The organism is Xanthobacter autotrophicus (assembly GCF_005871085.1).
Lineage (GTDB): Bacteria > Pseudomonadota > Alphaproteobacteria > Rhizobiales > Xanthobacteraceae > Xanthobacter > Xanthobacter autotrophicus.
Genome location: NZ_VAUP01000009.1, coordinates 38658 through 54872 on the forward strand (window position 1 = coordinate 38658; position 16215 = coordinate 54872).

Here is a 16215-nt window from a genome sequence, read left to right on the forward strand (position 1 = left end):
AGCCGCCGTCAGGCCCACCGACGAGCGGTGTCAGGCCCGATGCGGCCGTCATGCAGGGCGCTGGCCACCAGAACGCCGGCGGCGCCCGCAGCCGCCAGCCGATCGAGATCCTCAGGTCCCCTGACGCCGCCCGCCGCATAAAGCAGCGGATGCCGGCCGCTGGCGGCGGCACGGGCGGCGGTCCGCGCCAACGCGGCGAGGTCCGGGCCTTCCCCGCTGCCCACCCGAGCCAGCGTCATCACGATCACCCTCTCCGGCCACAGGGCGGCGTCCTCATGCACGCCTTCAGGGCCGCGCGACCCTGCGGCATCATGATCGAGGGAGAGAATGGCGCCGGTGGCGGCGAGCACCTCGCGCGCGGCTGCGACATCGGGAAGCGTTTCGGTCCCTATGACGCTGGTTCCACGCCCCTGCGCCGCACGCGTGCGCACCTGATCGGCATGCGTTTCGCCGGCGTCGATCCACAGGTCGAGGTGCGGAAAGGCCGCCTTCAACCCTTCGATGACTTCGCCATGGCCACCTGTGCCTGCTATGGCGTCTAGATCGGCGATATAGAGTGTACGGAAGGGCGCCAGTGCGAGGAGGCCCGCCACCACGTCTTCCGCCGCGCTGGTCGCGGCAATCGGGGTGTGGATGGGACGATATGCATCGCGGTCTCCGCGCAGGGCGTGAACGACGCACCCTCCCTTCAGGTCAACGACAGGGATAAGCTGCATCTTAGAATGACCCTGTTTTGCCCCCGAAAGGTGCCCTATGCGCGTTTTCATCTGCGAGTACGTGACATCCGGAGGATTGCGCGACAAGCCCTTGCCCGAAGCCGCCCTAGCGGAAGCCCGCCTAGTACGCGACGCCTTGGTGATGGACCTTGAGGAGTTGCCGGGAATTAGCGCCGTCTTGGCCTATGACGACCGCCTGCCCCGGCCGAAGCATGACGCTGTTCCTGTGCGAAAGGGCGAGGACCCCTGGATCACCTGGTCCGGCCTGGCGCAGGAATGCGACGTGGTGTGGCCCATCGCGCCCGAGGCCGGCGGCCAGCACAGCCGCATGGTGCGCCTGATGCGGGAGGCGAACGCCCGAATCATCGCCTCCGCCTCCGACACCGTCACGCTGCTCAACAGCCGCCTGAAGACGGCCAAGCGCCTCGCCGAGCACGGCATCCCCCATGTGCCGACCTATCCCATCGATGCCCTGCCGCGGGGCCTCGACGGTGATCTGGTGACCCGGCCGGACGACGGATCAGGCTGGGCCAGCGCCCGTGCCTGGCCCAACCGTGCCGCCCTCCCGCGCGGCGCCGGCCTGGTGGTGCAGCCTTATGTGCACGGCACCTTCGCCAGCCTCGGCGTGCTGGCCCGCGAGGATAGCGTGACCCTGCTCGCCGTCCACCGGCTGCACATTTCCCACCTCGTGGGCGTGTTCGGCTTCGAGGGGGTGACGGTCGGTGCCATCGTCGACGAGGATGGCAGCCTGGCCGCCCTGGCGCGCGATGTGGTGGCGGCTTTCCCCGGCCTGTCCGGGCTCTTGGGCATCGACGTGATCCTGACGCCGCAGGGCCCCATGGTTACGGAGGTCCATCCGCGCGTCACTCCGGCCTATGCGGGCCTGCATGCCTCGCTTGGCGTCAATCCGCTGGCGTTCGTGCCGGAACTGATCCGCGAGGGCAAGCCGCCGGCGGTGCCCCACCTGCCGCGGACGGTCCCGGTCGAGGTGAAGCTCCGTTGAAAGCAGCTCCGTTGAAAGCAGCTCCGTTGAAAGACTTGGCCGAAACCAATAGGAAGGCACATCGTTCAAGGCCGGCGTCCCGTCGGCGCGTGAGACCCACATGACGTCCGACGACACCCCTTCCCTCGCCGAAGCACAGGTTGAAACCGAAGCCGGGGCACGCACCCGTCCGCACAACACGGACCGGCTGTTCCTGCGCGCCCTGCCCTTCTATGCCCGGCACGGCCTCTTCGAGTCCGAGCGCGAGCTGGGCCAGCGCTTCGTGGTGGACGTGGACTGCTGGCTCGACACCCGCCCCGCCGCCTGGGCCGACGATGCCGCCCTCACCGTCTCCTACCAGCAGGTCTACGAGCACGTGGCGGCGGTGGTGACTGACGATCCGGTCCGCCTCATCGAGACCCTGGCCGAGCGCATCGCCACGCGCATCCTCGACCATTTCGAGATCGTGGAGCAGGTGCGGGTGGTCGTGCACAAGCCCGGCGCGCCGATCACCGGCGTGTTCGGCGACGTGGGCATCGAGATCATCCGCTCCCGCTAGATTTCGTCTCCCGCGCGAGGGGCGGAACGACGCGCCCCGCTTTCCCGCTCCGCTGCATTGCGTCATAAAGCAGCCGGCGGGGGCGTCCGTCGGACCAGCATGGGAGTGCGCGGTGAGCGAGTTGGTGACCTTGAAGACCTACCTCGGGACCTGGGCCGGCGCTGACGCAGGCCGCACGGCGGTCGCGCAGGCCGTGACCGCCATCGCCGAGGCCGGCGTCGGCATCGCCGATCTCGTCGCCCGCGGGCCGCTCGAAGAGGGCCTCGCCTCCATTCGCGGCGTCGATCCCAACGCTGGCGGCGACGCCCAGAAGGAACTGGACGTGGTGGCCGAGGAGCGCATCAAGGCCGCTCTCCTGCCCACCCCCACCGCCTTCCTCGCCTCCGAGGAGAGCGAGGAGCTGATCCCGCTGAACCCGGAAGGCCGCCTCGTAATCGCGGTGGACCCGCTGGACGGCTCCTCCAACATCGACACCAACGTGTCGGTGGGCACCATCTATTCCATCCTGCCCTATGACCCCGCCGTGCATACCGATCCGGTATCGGCGGTGATGCGGCCGGGCGTGAACCAAGTGGCGTCGGGCTTCCTGGCCTATGGCCCCGCCACCATCCTCGTCGCCACCTTCGGCGAAGGCACGCAGGTGTTCGTGCACGACCGGCAGACCGGCGAGTTCGTGCTGGCCCGCACCAATGTGGAAATCCCGGCCGAGACCAAGGAATACGGCGTCAACCAGTCCAACGTGCGGCACTGGGCTCCGCCCATGAGCGCCTATATCGCCGACTGCCTCGCCGGCAAGGACGGCCCGCGCGGCAAGGACTTCAACATGCGCTGGGTCGGCTCCATGGTGGCCGACGCCTTCCGCATCTTCACCCGCGGTGGCGTCTATGTGTATCCGGGCGACAAGCGCAAGGGTTACGAGAACGGCCGCCTGCGGCTGATCTACGAGGCCAATCCGGTGGCCTTCCTCACCGAGCAGGCCAAGGGCGCCGCCACCGACGGCAAGACCCGCATCCTCGACATCGAGCCCCAACACATCCACCAGCGCATCCCGCTGGTGTTCGGCTCCAAGGCCGAGGTGGAGAAGATCGCGTCGTATTATTGAGCGCCCGTTTGAAAACGGGCCCGGATGGGCGCTCGTAGCCCCTCCGGCTCTTCAGCACCGTCATGGCCGGGCTTGCCCCGGCCATGACGGTGTCATCTTGGCAAAGCCCTTTTCGGTAAAATCGCAAGACGGCACCCGCACGAAGCCGGCGGTGCAGGTTCGGCGCCCCCGCCCCTTGACCTGCCCCGGAAAAAAACGTTCGATCGTTTCCTGACGACCGCGCCCGCACGGCGCATGAAGCCGCCCCTTCAGAGAGCGGCGACGAGGGAGACGAAAATGCTGGTGCCGGCGGCCGATTATCAGGGCCTCATCCGCGCCTTTTCCTGGCAGATTCCCGAGCGCTTCAACATGGGCGTGGCCTGCGCCGATGCCCATGCGGACGGCACGGGCAAGCCCGCGCTCATCTTCGTCGAGGAGAGCGGCAGCGTCCGCACCTACAGCTTCGACGAACTGACAGCCCTCACCAACCGCTTCGCCAATGCCCTGGTGGCGCGGGGCCTCACGCGCGGCGACCGGGTGGCGGTGTTCCTGCCGCAGGCGCCGGAAACCGCCATCGCCCACATCGCCGCCTTCAAGGCGGGGCTGATCTCTGTGCCGCTCTTCACCCTGTTCGGCGACGAGGCGCTGGAGTTCCGCCTCGCCGCCTCGGGCGCGCGCGTGCTGGTGACCGACCTTACCGGCCTCGCCAAGCTCGAGCGGGTGCGCGGCCATCTGCCGGACCTGGAGCATGTCTTCGTCATCGGGCCCGACACCGGCGGCGCATCCTCATTCGACGCCGCGCTGGAAGCGGCCTCCGACCGCTTCACGCCGGTGGATACGGGGCCGGACGATCCCGGCATCATCATCTTCACCTCGGGCACCACAGGGAACCCGAAGGGCGCGCTGCACGGCCACCGCGTATTGCTCGGGCACCTGCCGTGCATCCAGTTCGTGCATCAATACATGCCCCAGCCCGGCGACCTGCACTGGACCCCGGCGGACTGGGCCTGGATCGGCGGGCTGTTCGATGTGCTCTTCCCCTCGCTTTATCTCGGCGTGCCCGTGCTCGCCCACCGGGCGAAGAAGTTCGATCCGGACGCGGCCATGGACCTCATGGCGCGGCACCATGTGCGCAACGTGTTCCTGCCGCCCACCGCCCTCAAGCTGCTGCGGCAGGCGGACGTGCGACACGACGGCCTGAAGCTGCGCTCGCTCCTCACCGGCGGCGAAACGCTGGGCGCGGAACTGGGTGCCTTCGTGCAGGAGCGGCTCGGGGTGGAGGCACGGGAGATCTACGGCCAGACCGAGTGCAACCTGGTGGTGGGCTCCAACTCCAGCTTCTTCCCCATCCGCCCCGGCGCCATGGGCAAGGCCATTCCCGGCCATGACGTGCGCATCGTTGACGACGAGGGCCACCCGCTGCCCACCGGCGCGGAAGGCCATATCGGCATCCGCCGCGGCGATCCGGTGATGATGCTGGAATACTGGAAGAACCCGGAGGCGACGGCGCAGAAATATGCTGGCGACTTCCTCCTCACCGGCGACATGGGCCGGCAGGATGAGGACGGCTATCTCTGGTACGTAGGCCGCAGCGATGATGTCATCACCTCGGCCGGCTACCGGATCGGGCCGGGGGAGATCGAGGACTGCATTCTCAAGCATCCGGCGGTGGCGCTGGTGGCGGTGGTGGGCGTGCCCGACCCGCTGCGCACCGAGGCGGTGAAGGCCTGGGTGGTGCTGAAGCCCACCGCCGTCCCCTCGGAGGCGCTGGCGAAGGAGATCCAGGATTTCGTGAAGACCCGCCTCTCCGCCCATGAATATCCGCGCCATGTGGCCTTCGCCGACACCCTGCCCATGACCGCCACCGGCAAGATCCTGCGGCGCGAGCTGCGGGCGCGGGGATAGCTGGACCGGGATTGCTCAAGCCCGCGCGGCGTTTGAGCGTGACCCGCTTGGCGTCGGTCGCAGACCGAAGCCGACGGTCCTACTGCGCCGCCGGCGGCACCTGCTCGAGCGCGTCGCGGCACACGCTCTGGCGCAGCGGCGGGTCGTGGCGCAGGCGGCCGAACAGGATGTGGTCCTCCCACGTCCCGTTGATGCACAGATATTCCCGCGAGTAGCCCTCCCGCACGAAGCCGCAGCCCTCCAGCAGGCGGATGGACGGCTGGTTGGAGGGCATGCAGGCCGCCTCGATGCGGCGCAGGTGCAGCATGTCGTAGGCGACGGGCAGAAGCGCGGTCACCGCCGCCTTCATGTAGCCCTGCCCGGCAAACGGCGCGCCCATCCAGTAGCCGAGGCTCGCCGCCTGGCACACGCCCCGGCGCACGTTGGACAAGGTGAGGCCGCCCAGCAGCGCATGGTCGGACTGGCGGAAGATGAAGAGCGGATAGGCCTCGTCGGCCACCATGTCCCGGGTGTAGCGCCGCAGGCGGCGGCGGAAGGCGCCGCGGGTGAGGTCATCCGCCGGCCACAACGGCTCCCACGGGGTGAGGAAGTCCCGGCTCTGCTCCCGCAGGTCCCGCCACGGCCCGAAATCCTTCATCTGGGGCAGGCGCAGATAAACGCCCTTGCCCTCGATGACGGGGAGCGGCTCGATCATTAGGACGGAACTCAGCGGCCACATGCTACGCCCCGAAGGAAATCCGTATCGACCCGGGGAGCAGGTCCACCCAAGCCGGGGCAGGTCAGGCGGGCACTCCCAGGACATGAACACGTGCCGGCCGGCACGCGACGCGATCCGACCGGCGGATCACTCCAACTCACCAACGCGTACTCTAGTGAACCTTCAAACGTTCCACCGCCCGTGCGGCTGACTCAAGGCCGCCCCCCGGACCGATGGCGGTCAACGTCGGCCGGCCCCGGCCGATGAGGCCCTGCGCCGCCCGGCGCACCCCCGCCACGTCCACCGCATCCACCCGCGCCACGATCTCCTCCACTGGAATCACCCGACCAAAGCCGAGGATCTGCCGGGCGAGCTGGTCCGCCCGCGCGCCGGAGCTTTCCAGCGCGGCAAGCAGCCCCACCTTCATCTGCGCCTTGGCCCGAGCCACCTCCAGCTCGGTCACGGTCTCCGCCGTGTCGAGGATCTGGTCGATGACGGCGTTGCTCAGCTCCTCCACGTCGCCGGTGTCGGTGCCGGCATAGACGCCGAACAGGCCGGTATCCTGATAGCTCCAATGGAAGGCATAGATGGAATAGCAGAGGCCGCGATCCTCGCGCACATCCTGGAACAGGCGCGAGGACATGCCGCCGCCGAGCACGTTCGCGAGCACCTGCACGGCGTGATACTCGGGGTCCTTGTAGGAACAGCCTTCCAGCCCCAGCAGCACGTGCACCTGCTCCAGGTCGCGGGCGACGAGCCGGGTGCCGCCGCCATAGGCGGCCTGCGGCAGCTCCGGCTTGGTGGCGGGGGCGATGATCTTCAGCCGCTGGCCCGCCTCCTCCACCAGACGATCGTGGTCCACCGCGCCAGCGGCGGCCACCACCATGCGGGGCCCACGATAGGTGCGCCCGAGATAGGCGCCGAGCTGGTCGCGGCTGAAGGCCCGCACCGTGTCCGGCGTGCCGAGGATGGAGCGGCCCACGCTCTGGCCGGGGAAGGCCTGCTCCTGGAACAGGTCGAACACCAGGTCGTCGGGGGTGTCCATGACCGCGCCGATCTCCTGCACGATCACGTTCTTCTCCCGCTCCAGCTCGTCGGGGGCGAAGGCCGGCTCGGTGAGAATGTCGGCGAGGATGTCGATGCCGAGGCCCACGTCCTCCCCCAGCACGCGGACATTGTAAGTGGTCTGCTCCACGGAGGTCGCGGCATTGATGTCGCCGCCTACCTGCTCGATCTCCTCGGCGATACGGCGGGCGGAGCGCCGGCGTGTGCCCTTGAAGGCCATGTGCTCCAGCAGGTGGGAGATGCCGTGCTCGTTCTCCTGCTCGTCCCGCGCCCCCGCGCCCACCCAGATGCCGAGGGAGGCGGTGCCGAGGTGGTTCATTTCGTCAGTGATGACGGTGACGCCGTTGTCGAGGACCGAAATCTTCACGCTCATGCCGCCGCGCCCCGCGCAATGCGCGACCGGGCGCGGATGAAGGTCTCGATGGCGGCAAGATCGTTGGGCAGCACGCTGACACTCTCCCGGCGGGTCAAGAGGTCCGCCATGTGGGGCGGCAGAGCCGGACGATGGCCGGTGGCGGCTTCCACCGCGTCGGGGAACTTGGCGGGATGAGCAGTGGACAGCACCACCTGCGGCACCTTGGCCGCGTGCTCCACCTTGTCCGCCACCGCAAGGCCCACCGCCGTGTGGGGGTCACAGAGATAGCCGGCGGACTGGTAGAGCTTGGCGATGGTCGCGGCGGTCTCCGGCTCGTCGGCCCGGCCGGCAGAGAAGTCGGCGCAGATGGCGGCGAGCGCATTGCGCGGCACGCTGAAGGACCCCGACTGGGCGAGCGAATCCATCAGCTGGCGCAGCGCCGCGCTGTCACGGTCCAGGGCCTCGAACAGCAGGCGCTCGAAATTGGAGGAGATCTGGATGTCCATGGACGGCGAGGTGGAGGGCAGAACCCCCTTCACCTCATAGCGGCCGGTGTCCAGGGTGCGCACCAGGATGTCGTTGACGTTGGTGGCGATGGTGAGGTCGCGGATGGGCAGGCCCATCTTCTTCGCCACGAAGCCGGCGAGGATGTCGCCGAAATTGCCGGTGGGCACCACGAAGGAGACTTCGCGATGGGGCGCGCCGAGGGCGGTGGCGGCATAGAAATAATAGACCACCTGGGCGACGATCCGCGCCCAGTTGATGGAATTCACTCCCGCCAGCGCCAGGGAATCGCGGAAAGCGTGGTGGTTGAACATGGCTTTGACTAGGTTCTGGCAGTCGTCGAACGTGCCTTCCACGGCGATGGCATGGACGCTCGGCGAATTCACCGTAGTCATCTGCCGGCGCTGCACCTCGGATACCCGGCCGTGCGGATAGAGGATGAAGACATCCACCGCATCCGAGCGTCGGAACGCCTCGATGGCCGCGCTGCCGGTGTCACCGGAGGTGGCGCCGACAATGGTGGCCCGGCTGCCGCGCGAGGCCAGCACATGGTCCATCAGCCGGGCGAGCAACTGCATCGCCACGTCCTTGAAGGCCAGCGTCGGGCCGTGGAACAGCTCAAGGATGAAGCGGTTGGCGTCGATCTGCGTCAGCGGGGCCACGGCCGGATGGCGGAAGCCCGCATAGGCGTCGTCGATCATCAGGTCGAGGGCGCGCGGCGGCAGTGCGTCAGCCACGAACGGGCCGATCACCGCCTTTGCCACGGCTGCGTAGGGTTTTCCCGCCAGCGCGGCGATCTCGTCCCTCGAAAGGGTCGGCCAGGCCTCAGGCACATAGAGGCCGCCGTCGCGCGCAAGCCCCGCAAGCAGCGCGTCGGAAAAGGAGAGAACGGGAGCTTCACCACGGGTGGAAACGTAACGCACGGAGCCTCGACCTGATCTTCGGCCGCATGTCGGGCCACGCGGTAAACTAACCGCAAGCGGCCTTGGGCGAAAGGCGGTTGGTAAAGGTCGCGGCGTTCATCGGCAGGCCGGGCAGCGTAAGATGTGGATCCAGCCCTGCCTTCACCGGAAAAAGCTTCGGCGCGGATGGGACGGAGCCTGCCCGCACCATCCGCGCGAAACGCTGCCTCAGCTGCGCGCCCGCACGTAGCGGCCGGGCGCGTCCTCGATGGGGGTGAGCCGGTCGCCGCCGATGGCGCGGGCTGGCACCTCGTCGGGATGCTGGGCGCTGAACCAGGAGATCCAGTCCGGCCACCACGAGCCGGCATTCTCCCGCGCGCCCTCAAGCCACAGGTCGAAGCTGGGCCCGGTCGGGCCGTCCGCCCAATATTGGTACTTGCCCCTCGCCGGCGGGTTCACCACCCCAGCAATGTGGCCGGAGCCGGCGAGCACATAGCGCACCGGGCCGGACAGCAGATTGGCGCCGATATAGACCGAGTTGGGCGGCGCGATGTGGTCTTCCTTGGTGGCGAGCGAATAGACCGGCACCGCAATCTTGTGCACGTCGATGCGCACGCCGCCGAGTTCCGCGAGCCCGCGGGCAATGTTGTTGGTGAGGTAGCAGTTGCGCAGATAGAAGGAATGGTTCGCCGCCGGCATGCGGGTGGAATCGGCGTTCCAGAACAGCAGGTCGAAGGGGAACGGCGCTTTGCCCTTCATGTAGTTGTTCACCACATAGGGCCAGATCAGGTCGTTGGAGCGCAGCAGGTTGAAGGCGGACGCCATCTTGCTGCCCTCCAGATACCCCATGTCCTTCATCTTGCGCTCGATGGAGGCCAGCTGGTCCTCGTCCACGAACACCTTCAGGTCGCCCGCATGGGTGAAGTCGATCTGGGTGGTGAGGAAGGTGGCTGAGGCGATGCGGTCGTCGCCCGTGGCGGCCATGTAGGCGAGGGTCGTGGCGAGCAGGGTGCCACCCACGCAATAGCCCATGGCATGGGCCTGCCGCTCGCCCGAGGCGATGGCCACCTGGTCGAGGGCGGTCATGATGCCGTCGCGCATGTAGTCGTCGAAGCCCTTGGTGGCCAGCCGGGCATCCGGATTGACCCAGGAGATGACGAACACGCTGACGCCCTGGTCCACCAGCCACTTGATGAAGGACTTCTCAGCGGTGAGGTCGAGGATATAGAACTTGTTGATCCACGGCGGCACGATCAGGAGCGGCGTCTTCTTCACGCTCGCGGTCGTGGCCTCATACTGGATGAGCTGCATCAGCTCGTTTTCGTAGATCACCTTGCCCGGGGTGGTGGCAAGATTGCGGCCCACCTCGAACGCACTCATGTCCGTCTGGCGGATCTTGAGCGTGCCCTTGCCCTCGATCAGGTCGGCGGTGAGGTTGCGCATGCCCTTCACGAGATTCTCGCCGGACGAGCTCATGGTCTCGCGGATCAGCTCGGGATTGGTCATCACGAAATTCGAGGGCGAGATGGCGTTGGAGACCTGGCGGACCAGGAACTCGGCCTTGTGCTTGAGGTGCGGGTCGAGGCCCTCGGCCTCCTCCACCATGTCCTCCGCCCATTTGGCGGTGACAAGATAGGCCTGCTTGAGCGCGTCGAAGATCGGGCTTTCGCTCCAGCCCTGGTCCTTGAAACGGGCGTCCCGGGCGTCGGGCTTGGTGACGGGCGCCACCTCCTCCCCCGCGAGGCGCTTCAGGGTGTTGGCCCAGACCGAGAGATAGCCGGCCATCAGGCGAGACTGGGCCTCCACCGTGCGCTGGGGATCGGCCATCCAGTATTCGGCCACATGGCTGACGGTCTTGAGCGCGTCGGCGATGTCCTCGGCCATGTCGTCGGTATTGGCCGGCTTGCGCGGCGTCAGATAGGCCGCCATGGCCTTGCCGCCCTCCTCCATCATCTGGGCGAGATTGCGGGCGAGAACCTCGACATCCACCCCGCTGCGCGCGCCTTCACCGGCGGCCGAGGACCCGGTGGCAGGCGTTCTCGAACTGGAGCTGGCGCCGGACGCCGGCTTGGCGGACGCGCCCTCCGCTGGCGCGCTCCTGGTCTCCGACGCCCTGCCGGCAGCCTGCTTCGGCGCCTCGGCCGGTGCCGGAGGCACCACGGTCAGGTGGGGCGCGGGCATCTCCACGGGCGGAGCCATGCCTGAGCCATTTCCTGCCATGTTCGACGTTTCCTCTGCACGGGACATGGGTCATTCCCTTTTAGCGGGCCGTTACGGAAGGCTCGGTCCATCTTTATCGGTACGCGCCTGTCCTTCATACTCTGTCAAAGTGACGGGATCGAGCCTCTGGCGAACACAGCCAGCGCGCAACCACAGGATCATGTCGGGACCGTTTATGCAAAGTCCATCAATGCGAAACCTCCCCGTGGCAAGTGTGCAGCGCAGCGCTATAAGGAACGCATGACCCAGGTTGCGACCCCATCGGCCGGCCCCCGCCCGACGCCGCTCCACCCCCTGCCGCACTGCGTGCGCGCGACCGCCCTCGCCGACGATCCGGCCGGCGGAGGAGCCCTGCTGCGCGCCACTTTGGCCGGCGCCCTGCTGTGCGCCCTCGCCGCCTGCGCCGGCACCGAGGGCCTGCCGGGCCTGACGCCGCCACAAACCAACGTGCGGGAGGTGCCGGACAATGCCTTCCCGACCATCGGCACCACCGCACCGTCGAAGCGCCCCCCGCCCCTCACCCCGGAAGCCCAGCAGAAGCTGCAGCGCGACCTGGAAAACCTCGCCCGCACCCAGGAAAAATAGCCGGCCGCGCCCAATCGGATGAATGCTGCAGTGCGGTGGACAGGGTTCTGCCGCACTCCCATCGCAATCATCGCTTTTCCAATCGCACAACAGTGCTAAAAAGCCCGACTGCCGCGCCGGGAGACCAGTAACAGCGCGGCCTCTGGAGCCCTGAGATGACGACCGATTTCCACCGCATTCGCCGGCTGCCGCCCTACGTGTTCGAGCAAGTGAACCGCGTGAAGGCCGCCGCTCGCAATGCCGGGGCGGATATCGTCGACCTCGGCATGGGCAATCCCGACCTCGATGCGCCCGCGCATGTGATCGAGAAGCTCAAGGAAACCATCGGCAAGCCGCGGACGGACCGCTATTCGGCGTCGAAGGGCATCCCCGGCCTGCGCCGCGCCCAGGCGAACTATTACGAGCGCCGATTCGGCGTGAAGCTGGATCCCGACAAGCACGTGGTGGCCACCCTTGGCTCGAAGGAAGGCTTCGCCAACATGGCGCAGGCCATCACCGCACCGGGCGACGTGATCCTGACCCCCAACCCGTCCTATCCGATCCACGCCTTCGGCTTCCTGATGGCCGGCGGCGTCATCCGCTCGGTGCCGGTGGAGCCGGGGCCGGAGTTCTTCCACGCTATGGAACGGGCGGTGCAGCACTCCATCCCCAAGCCCATCGCGGTGGTGCTGTGCTATCCGTCCAACCCCACGGCCTGCGTGGCGGACCTGGAATTTTACAAGGACGTGGTGGCCTTCGCGAAGAAGAACGACCTCATCGTCCTTTCCGACCTCGCCTATGCCGAGCTGTATTTCGACGACACCCCGCCCCCCTCGGTGCTTCAGGTGCCGGGTGCCATGGACGTCACGGTGGAGTTCACCTCCATGTCCAAGACCTATTCCATGGCTGGCTGGCGCATGGGCTTCGCGGTGGGCAACGAGCGCCTCATCGCCGCCTTGTCGCGGGTGAAGTCCTACCTTGATTACGGCGCCTACACCCCGATCCAGGTGGCGGCGACGGCGGCGCTCAACGGCCCGCAGGAGTGCATTGCCGAGATGCGCGAGACCTACAAGAAGCGGCGTGACGCGCTGGTGGAGAGCTTCGGCCGCGCCGGCTTCCCGGTGCCCTCGCCCCGCGCCTCCATGTTCGCCTGGGCACCTATCCCCGAGCCGTTCCGCGCCATGGGCTCGGTGGAATTCGCCAAGCTGCTCATCGAGAAGGCGGACGTGGCCGTGGCACCGGGCGTCGGCTTCGGCGAGCACGGGGACGATTTCGTCCGCATCGCCGTGGTGGAGAACGAGCAGCGCATCCGCCAGGCGGCGCGCAACATCCGCCGCTTCTTCGAACAGGCGGGCACGACGCTCCACAATGTGGTGCCCCTCAGCGCCGCGCGCTGATACCAAGGGCCGGTGAGCCTCCCTCCCCGGCCCTTGGTTCAGCCGCACGGCACTTGAGCTTCCCCTCCCGGCACCGGTCGAAGACCGGGCCATTGGGGGAGGAGTGGTGCATCCGGGCGCCGCGCGCTAAAAGCGCGGCGCTTTCCAACAGGCGAAGAACCGGTCCGATCCCATGAGCGAACTGAAAGTGGGCCTTGCCGGCCTCGGCACCGTCGGGGCGGCGGTGTTCCGCATGCTCGAACGCCGCAAGGCCGAGCTTGAGGCCCGCACCGGCCGCACCCTCAGGGTGACGGCGGTGGCAGCCCGCGACCGCAGCCGCGACCGAGGCCTCGACCTGAGCGGGGTGGCCTGGTTCGAGGACCCGGTGGCGCTGGCCCGCGACGGCGACATCGACGTGTTCGTGGAGCTGATGGGCGGCGACGGCGACCCCGCCAAGGCCGCGGTGGCGGCCGCCCTCGACCGCGGCATCCCGGTGGTGACCGCCAACAAGGCGCTGCTCGCCAAATGCGGCGTGGAACTCGCCCGCCGCGCGGAAGCCTCCGGCGCTGGTCTTCATTTCGAAGCGGCGGTGGCGGGCGGCATCCCCATCGTGAAGACCCTGCGCGAGGCGCTGGCCGGCAACACCATCGAGCGCGTGTCCGGCATCCTCAACGGCACCTGCAACTATATTCTCACCCGCATGGCGGAGGAGAAGCTCTCCTTCCACGTCTGCCTCACCGAGGCGCAGCGGCTCGGCTATGCCGAGGCGGACCCCACCTTCGACATCGACGGCTTCGACACCGCCCACAAGCTCGCCATCCTCACCTCGCTGGCCTTCGGCACCCAGGTGGATGCCGACTCCATCTACGTGGAGGGTATCCGTCAGCTGACCCTCGCCGACCTCGAGGCGGCGGACGATCTTGGCTACCGGGTGAAGCTGCTGGGCGTCGCCGTGCGCACAGAGACTGGCATCGAGCAGCGGGTGCATCCCACCATGGTGCCCAAGCACTGGCCCATCGCCCAGGTGTCCGGCGTCACCAACGCGGTGGCGGTGGACGGCGATGCGGTGGCGCTGACCCTGGTTGGCCCCGGCGCCGGCGGCGCGGCCACCGCATCGGCGGTGGTGGGCGACCTGTTCGACGTGGCTCGCGGCGCCAAGGGCTATGCCTTCGGCCTGCCCGTGGCTGAATTGACCAAGGCCGAGCGCGCCGCCATGCAGCGCCACGAGGGCGGCTACTACATCCGCCTCGCGGTGGTGAACAAGCCGGGCACTGCCGCCACCATCGCCCGGCGCATGGCGGACGAGCAGATCTCGCTCGAATCCATCATGCAGCGCCGGCCCGACGGGGCGGAGACGGCGCGTGTCATCCTCATCACCTATGCGACCACGGAAGAAGCCGTGCGCCGCGCCATCGCCGCCATCGAGGCAGACGGGGTCATCTCCGCCCTGCCCCAGGTGATCCGCATCGAGAAGGATTGACGGCCATGCGCGTTGCCCGGATGCCCCAGGTGCTCGACCGCCGCCTGTCCCTGGACATGGCCCAGGTCACCGAACGTTGCGCCGTCGCCGCCGCCCGGCTGCGCGGCCGCGGCGACGAGCAGGCCGCCGACCTTGCCGCCATGGCGGCTTGTCACCGGGAACTCGGCCTCATTCCCGTCTCCGGCACGGTGGTGATCGGCGAGGGCATCGAGGGCGAGTGCGACCAGCTGTTCGTGGGCGAGAAGCTGGGCACCGGCGGCGCCGAGGTGGACCTTGCCGTGGATGCGCTGGAAGGCTCCACCCTTTGCGCCAAGAACATGGAAGGCTCGCTCTGCGTGCTGGTTATCGCCGAGCGCGGTTCCCTGCTCAAGGTGCCGGACGCCTACATGGAGAAGCTGGCCATCGGTCCCGGCTATCCCGACGGCATCGTGTCGCTGGCCCGCAGCCCGCAGGAGAACATCCAGGCCCTGGCCGACGCCAAGGGCGTGCCCACCTCCGAGATCACCGCGCTCATCCTTGACCGCCCGCGCCATGCGCCGCTGGTGGAGGCGGTGCGCAAGACCGGCGCCGCCATCAAGCTCATCACCGATGGCGACGTGGCGGGGGTGATCCACACCACCAACCCGCACGAGAGCGGCATCGACATCTATCTCGGCCTCGGCGGCGCGGCCGAAGGCATCCTGGCGGCGGCGGCCCTGCGCTGCATCGGCGGGCAGATGGAAGGCCGCCTGGTGCTCGACACCGAGAAGAAGCGCGCCCAGGCCAAGACCCTCGGCATCCGCGACGGCGCCAAGATCTACAAGCTGGAAGAGATGGTGCGCGGCGATTGCCTGGTGGCCGCCACCGGCGTCACCGACGGTGCCCTCCTGAAGGGCGTGCGCTTCAGCCGCGAGGTGATCGAGACCGACACCATCGTGCTGCGCGCCGCCACCGGCACCGTGCGCCGGATGACCACCGAGCACCGCGACTTCCGCAAATTCCGCCTGCAAGGCTGAGAGCCTGCCAGCCTCATTTACAGGCGGGATAGCCGAACCGCGAGATGATGACGCTCCCGGGAATCGGGTGGAAGTCGAACGTCGACATAGCGTTCTTTTCAAGCAGGTATTGGCGTAGCGCGGGATTGTATCGCGCCAGCATACGGCTGGTGGTGTCGGCGCTGATCTTGCCGGTGCGCGGATTCCCGCCTGCATGGAACAGCAAAGTGGCACTGGGCTTCACGCAGACATTGCGGATGGCGAGCATCATGGTACAGGCCGACTGGCAGTGGCCGTCGATGACGAACCGCTCACCGGACGTATTGTACTTCTCAACGACAGCCTCGAACTCGGCGAACCTTTGAGGCGTCGGGGCGCCCATGCCGAGCCCGAGGGCCGACACCGAGCCATCGGCGCGGGCGGGTATCGGCCCGGTCAGGACCGCGGCGAAGCACAATGCTATCGCCGCAAGGAAGACGCCCGGCCGCCGGCGGTCAGGCCTCATGAAGTCCGTCTGCATCTGTCCACCCCATGTGCTGGCGATGTGAAAACCGCCTGTGATCAGTGACGTCCCGGCCCTCGGGCCGTGACCAAACGGTTTGCCCGCGCCAGATCCACCCCGACACCTGGGCGCCCACTCAAAGACCCGGCACCCCATACCGGTGCCTCGGCCAGAGCGCGACCCGACCGGATCAAATCCCTATCCGATCTCATTGCGATTCAATCAGATCGGCGCGTACTCTCATCCTTGCGCGCGGCGGCTGGTGCGCTTCAGCAAGAATTCTCACCCGAATCCGGTATCATTCCAAAAACTGTCGTTGCGTCATCTTCTGGA

The 16215-nt window shown here is 67.8% G+C and carries 14 protein-coding genes; 8 read left to right on the plus strand and 6 right to left on the minus strand.

Annotation, left to right across the window (positions count from 1 at the left end):
• Positions 1-8: 8 nt before the first annotated feature.
• Positions 9-767 carry a HisA/HisF-related TIM barrel protein gene (locus FBQ73_RS03230; protein ID WP_342780523.1) on the minus strand — a complete coding sequence of 253 codons (759 nt, stop codon included), beginning with the start codon at positions 765-767 and terminating at the stop codon, positions 9-11.
• Here FBQ73_RS03230 and FBQ73_RS03235 point away from each other — a divergent pair.
• The 4 genes from FBQ73_RS03235 to FBQ73_RS03250 all read left to right on the plus strand — a co-directional run bounded on the left by FBQ73_RS03235 (position 754) and on the right by FBQ73_RS03250 (position 5243).
• Entirely contained in the window at positions 754-1719 is a 966-nt protein-coding gene (locus tag FBQ73_RS03235; RefSeq protein ID WP_138398092.1) for an ATP-grasp domain-containing protein, read from the plus strand. The two genes, FBQ73_RS03230 and FBQ73_RS03235, sit on opposite strands and share 14 nt — an antisense overlap.
• Positions 1720-1819: 100 nt before the next feature.
• Positions 1820-2257 carry a dihydroneopterin aldolase gene (folB, locus tag FBQ73_RS03240; protein WP_246089538.1) on the plus strand — a complete coding sequence of 146 codons (438 nt, stop codon included), beginning with the start codon at positions 1820-1822 and terminating at the stop codon, positions 2255-2257.
• A gap of 112 nt (positions 2258-2369) precedes the next feature.
• Positions 2370-3359, plus strand: a complete 990-nt coding sequence (locus FBQ73_RS03245; RefSeq protein WP_138398093.1) for a class 1 fructose-bisphosphatase — start codon at positions 2370-2372, stop codon at positions 3357-3359.
• Positions 3360-3635: 276 nt separating this feature from the next.
• On the plus strand, positions 3636-5243 hold the full coding sequence (locus tag FBQ73_RS03250; protein ID WP_138398094.1) for an acyl-CoA synthetase: 1608 nt from the start codon (positions 3636-3638) through the stop codon (positions 5241-5243).
• 79 nt (positions 5244-5322) lie between these two features.
• Here the strand turns inward: FBQ73_RS03250 and FBQ73_RS03255 are convergent, their stop codons facing one another.
• The 4 genes from FBQ73_RS03255 to phaC all read right to left on the minus strand — a co-directional run bounded on the left by FBQ73_RS03255 (position 5323) and on the right by phaC (position 10965).
• Positions 5323-5961 (minus strand): GNAT family N-acetyltransferase, encoded by a 639-nt coding sequence (locus FBQ73_RS03255; protein WP_138398095.1) that lies wholly within the window; start codon positions 5959-5961, stop codon positions 5323-5325.
• A 151-nt stretch (positions 5962-6112) separates the two neighbouring features.
• A complete protein-coding gene (locus FBQ73_RS03260) occupies positions 6113-7378 on the minus strand; it encodes a M16 family metallopeptidase (protein WP_138398096.1) in 1266 nt (421 codons plus the stop codon).
• Positions 7375-8787: a threonine synthase gene (gene thrC / locus FBQ73_RS03265; protein ID WP_138398097.1), complete on the minus strand. Its 1413-nt coding sequence runs from the start codon at positions 8785-8787 to the stop codon at positions 7375-7377. Before thrC ends, FBQ73_RS03260 begins: the two co-directional genes overlap by 4 nt.
• A 207-nt stretch (positions 8788-8994) precedes the next feature.
• The gene (gene phaC / locus FBQ73_RS03270) at positions 8995-10965 is read right to left on the minus strand and encodes a class I poly(R)-hydroxyalkanoic acid synthase (protein WP_246089539.1); all 1971 of its coding nucleotides are present in this window, start codon (positions 10963-10965) and stop codon (positions 8995-8997) included.
• A gap of 261 nt (positions 10966-11226) precedes the next feature.
• Here phaC and FBQ73_RS03275 point away from each other — a divergent pair, with 261 nt between their 5' ends.
• From FBQ73_RS03275 to glpX, 4 genes are all read left to right on the plus strand, one after another.
• Complete coding sequence (locus FBQ73_RS03275) at positions 11227-11571, plus strand: hypothetical protein (RefSeq protein WP_138398098.1); 345 nt, start codon at positions 11227-11229, stop codon at positions 11569-11571.
• A 155-nt stretch (positions 11572-11726) separates the two neighbouring features.
• Positions 11727-12947, plus strand: a complete 1221-nt coding sequence (locus FBQ73_RS03280; protein WP_138398099.1) for an LL-diaminopimelate aminotransferase — start codon at positions 11727-11729, stop codon at positions 12945-12947.
• A gap of 172 nt (positions 12948-13119) precedes the next feature.
• Positions 13120-14406, plus strand: a complete 1287-nt coding sequence (locus FBQ73_RS03285) for a homoserine dehydrogenase (RefSeq protein ID WP_138398100.1) — start codon at positions 13120-13122, stop codon at positions 14404-14406.
• A 5-nt stretch (positions 14407-14411) separates the two neighbouring features.
• Complete coding sequence (gene glpX / locus FBQ73_RS03290; RefSeq protein ID WP_138398101.1) at positions 14412-15401, plus strand: class II fructose-bisphosphatase; 990 nt, start codon at positions 14412-14414, stop codon at positions 15399-15401.
• A 13-nt stretch (positions 15402-15414) separates the two neighbouring features.
• Here the strand turns inward: glpX and FBQ73_RS03295 are convergent, their stop codons facing one another.
• On the minus strand, positions 15415-15885 hold the full coding sequence (locus FBQ73_RS03295) for a hypothetical protein (RefSeq protein WP_138398102.1): 471 nt from the start codon (positions 15883-15885) through the stop codon (positions 15415-15417).
• Positions 15886-16215 lie beyond the last annotated feature (330 nt).

What these genes read in the sequence shown, in the direction of transcription:
- folB (WP_246089538.1), top strand. Translation starts at nt 1,820, where the DNA reads ATGACGTCCGACGACACCCCTTCCCTCGCCGAAGCACAGGTTGAAACC.
- FBQ73_RS03260 (WP_138398096.1), bottom strand. Translation starts at nt 7,378, where the DNA reads ATGAGCGTGAAGATTTCGGTCCTCGACAACGGCGTCACCGTCATCACT.
- FBQ73_RS03250 (WP_138398094.1), top strand. Translation starts at nt 3,636, where the DNA reads ATGCTGGTGCCGGCGGCCGATTATCAGGGCCTCATCCGCGCCTTTTCC.
- glpX (WP_138398101.1), top strand. Translation starts at nt 14,412, where the DNA reads ATGCGCGTTGCCCGGATGCCCCAGGTGCTCGACCGCCGCCTGTCCCTG.
- FBQ73_RS03285 (WP_138398100.1), top strand. Translation starts at nt 13,120, where the DNA reads ATGAGCGAACTGAAAGTGGGCCTTGCCGGCCTCGGCACCGTCGGGGCG.
- FBQ73_RS03295 (WP_138398102.1), bottom strand. Translation starts at nt 15,885, where the DNA reads ATGAGGCCTGACCGCCGGCGGCCGGGCGTCTTCCTTGCGGCGATAGCA.
- FBQ73_RS03275 (WP_138398098.1), top strand. Translation starts at nt 11,227, where the DNA reads ATGACCCAGGTTGCGACCCCATCGGCCGGCCCCCGCCCGACGCCGCTC.
- FBQ73_RS03230 (WP_342780523.1), bottom strand. Translation starts at nt 767, where the DNA reads ATGAAAACGCGCATAGGGCACCTTTCGGGGGCAAAACAGGGTCATTCT.
- FBQ73_RS03255 (WP_138398095.1), bottom strand. Translation starts at nt 5,961, where the DNA reads ATGTGGCCGCTGAGTTCCGTCCTAATGATCGAGCCGCTCCCCGTCATC.
- FBQ73_RS03280 (WP_138398099.1), top strand. Translation starts at nt 11,727, where the DNA reads ATGACGACCGATTTCCACCGCATTCGCCGGCTGCCGCCCTACGTGTTC.
- phaC (WP_246089539.1), bottom strand. Translation starts at nt 10,965, where the DNA reads ATGGCTCCGCCCGTGGAGATGCCCGCGCCCCACCTGACCGTGGTGCCT.
- FBQ73_RS03235 (WP_138398092.1), top strand. Translation starts at nt 754, where the DNA reads ATGCGCGTTTTCATCTGCGAGTACGTGACATCCGGAGGATTGCGCGAC.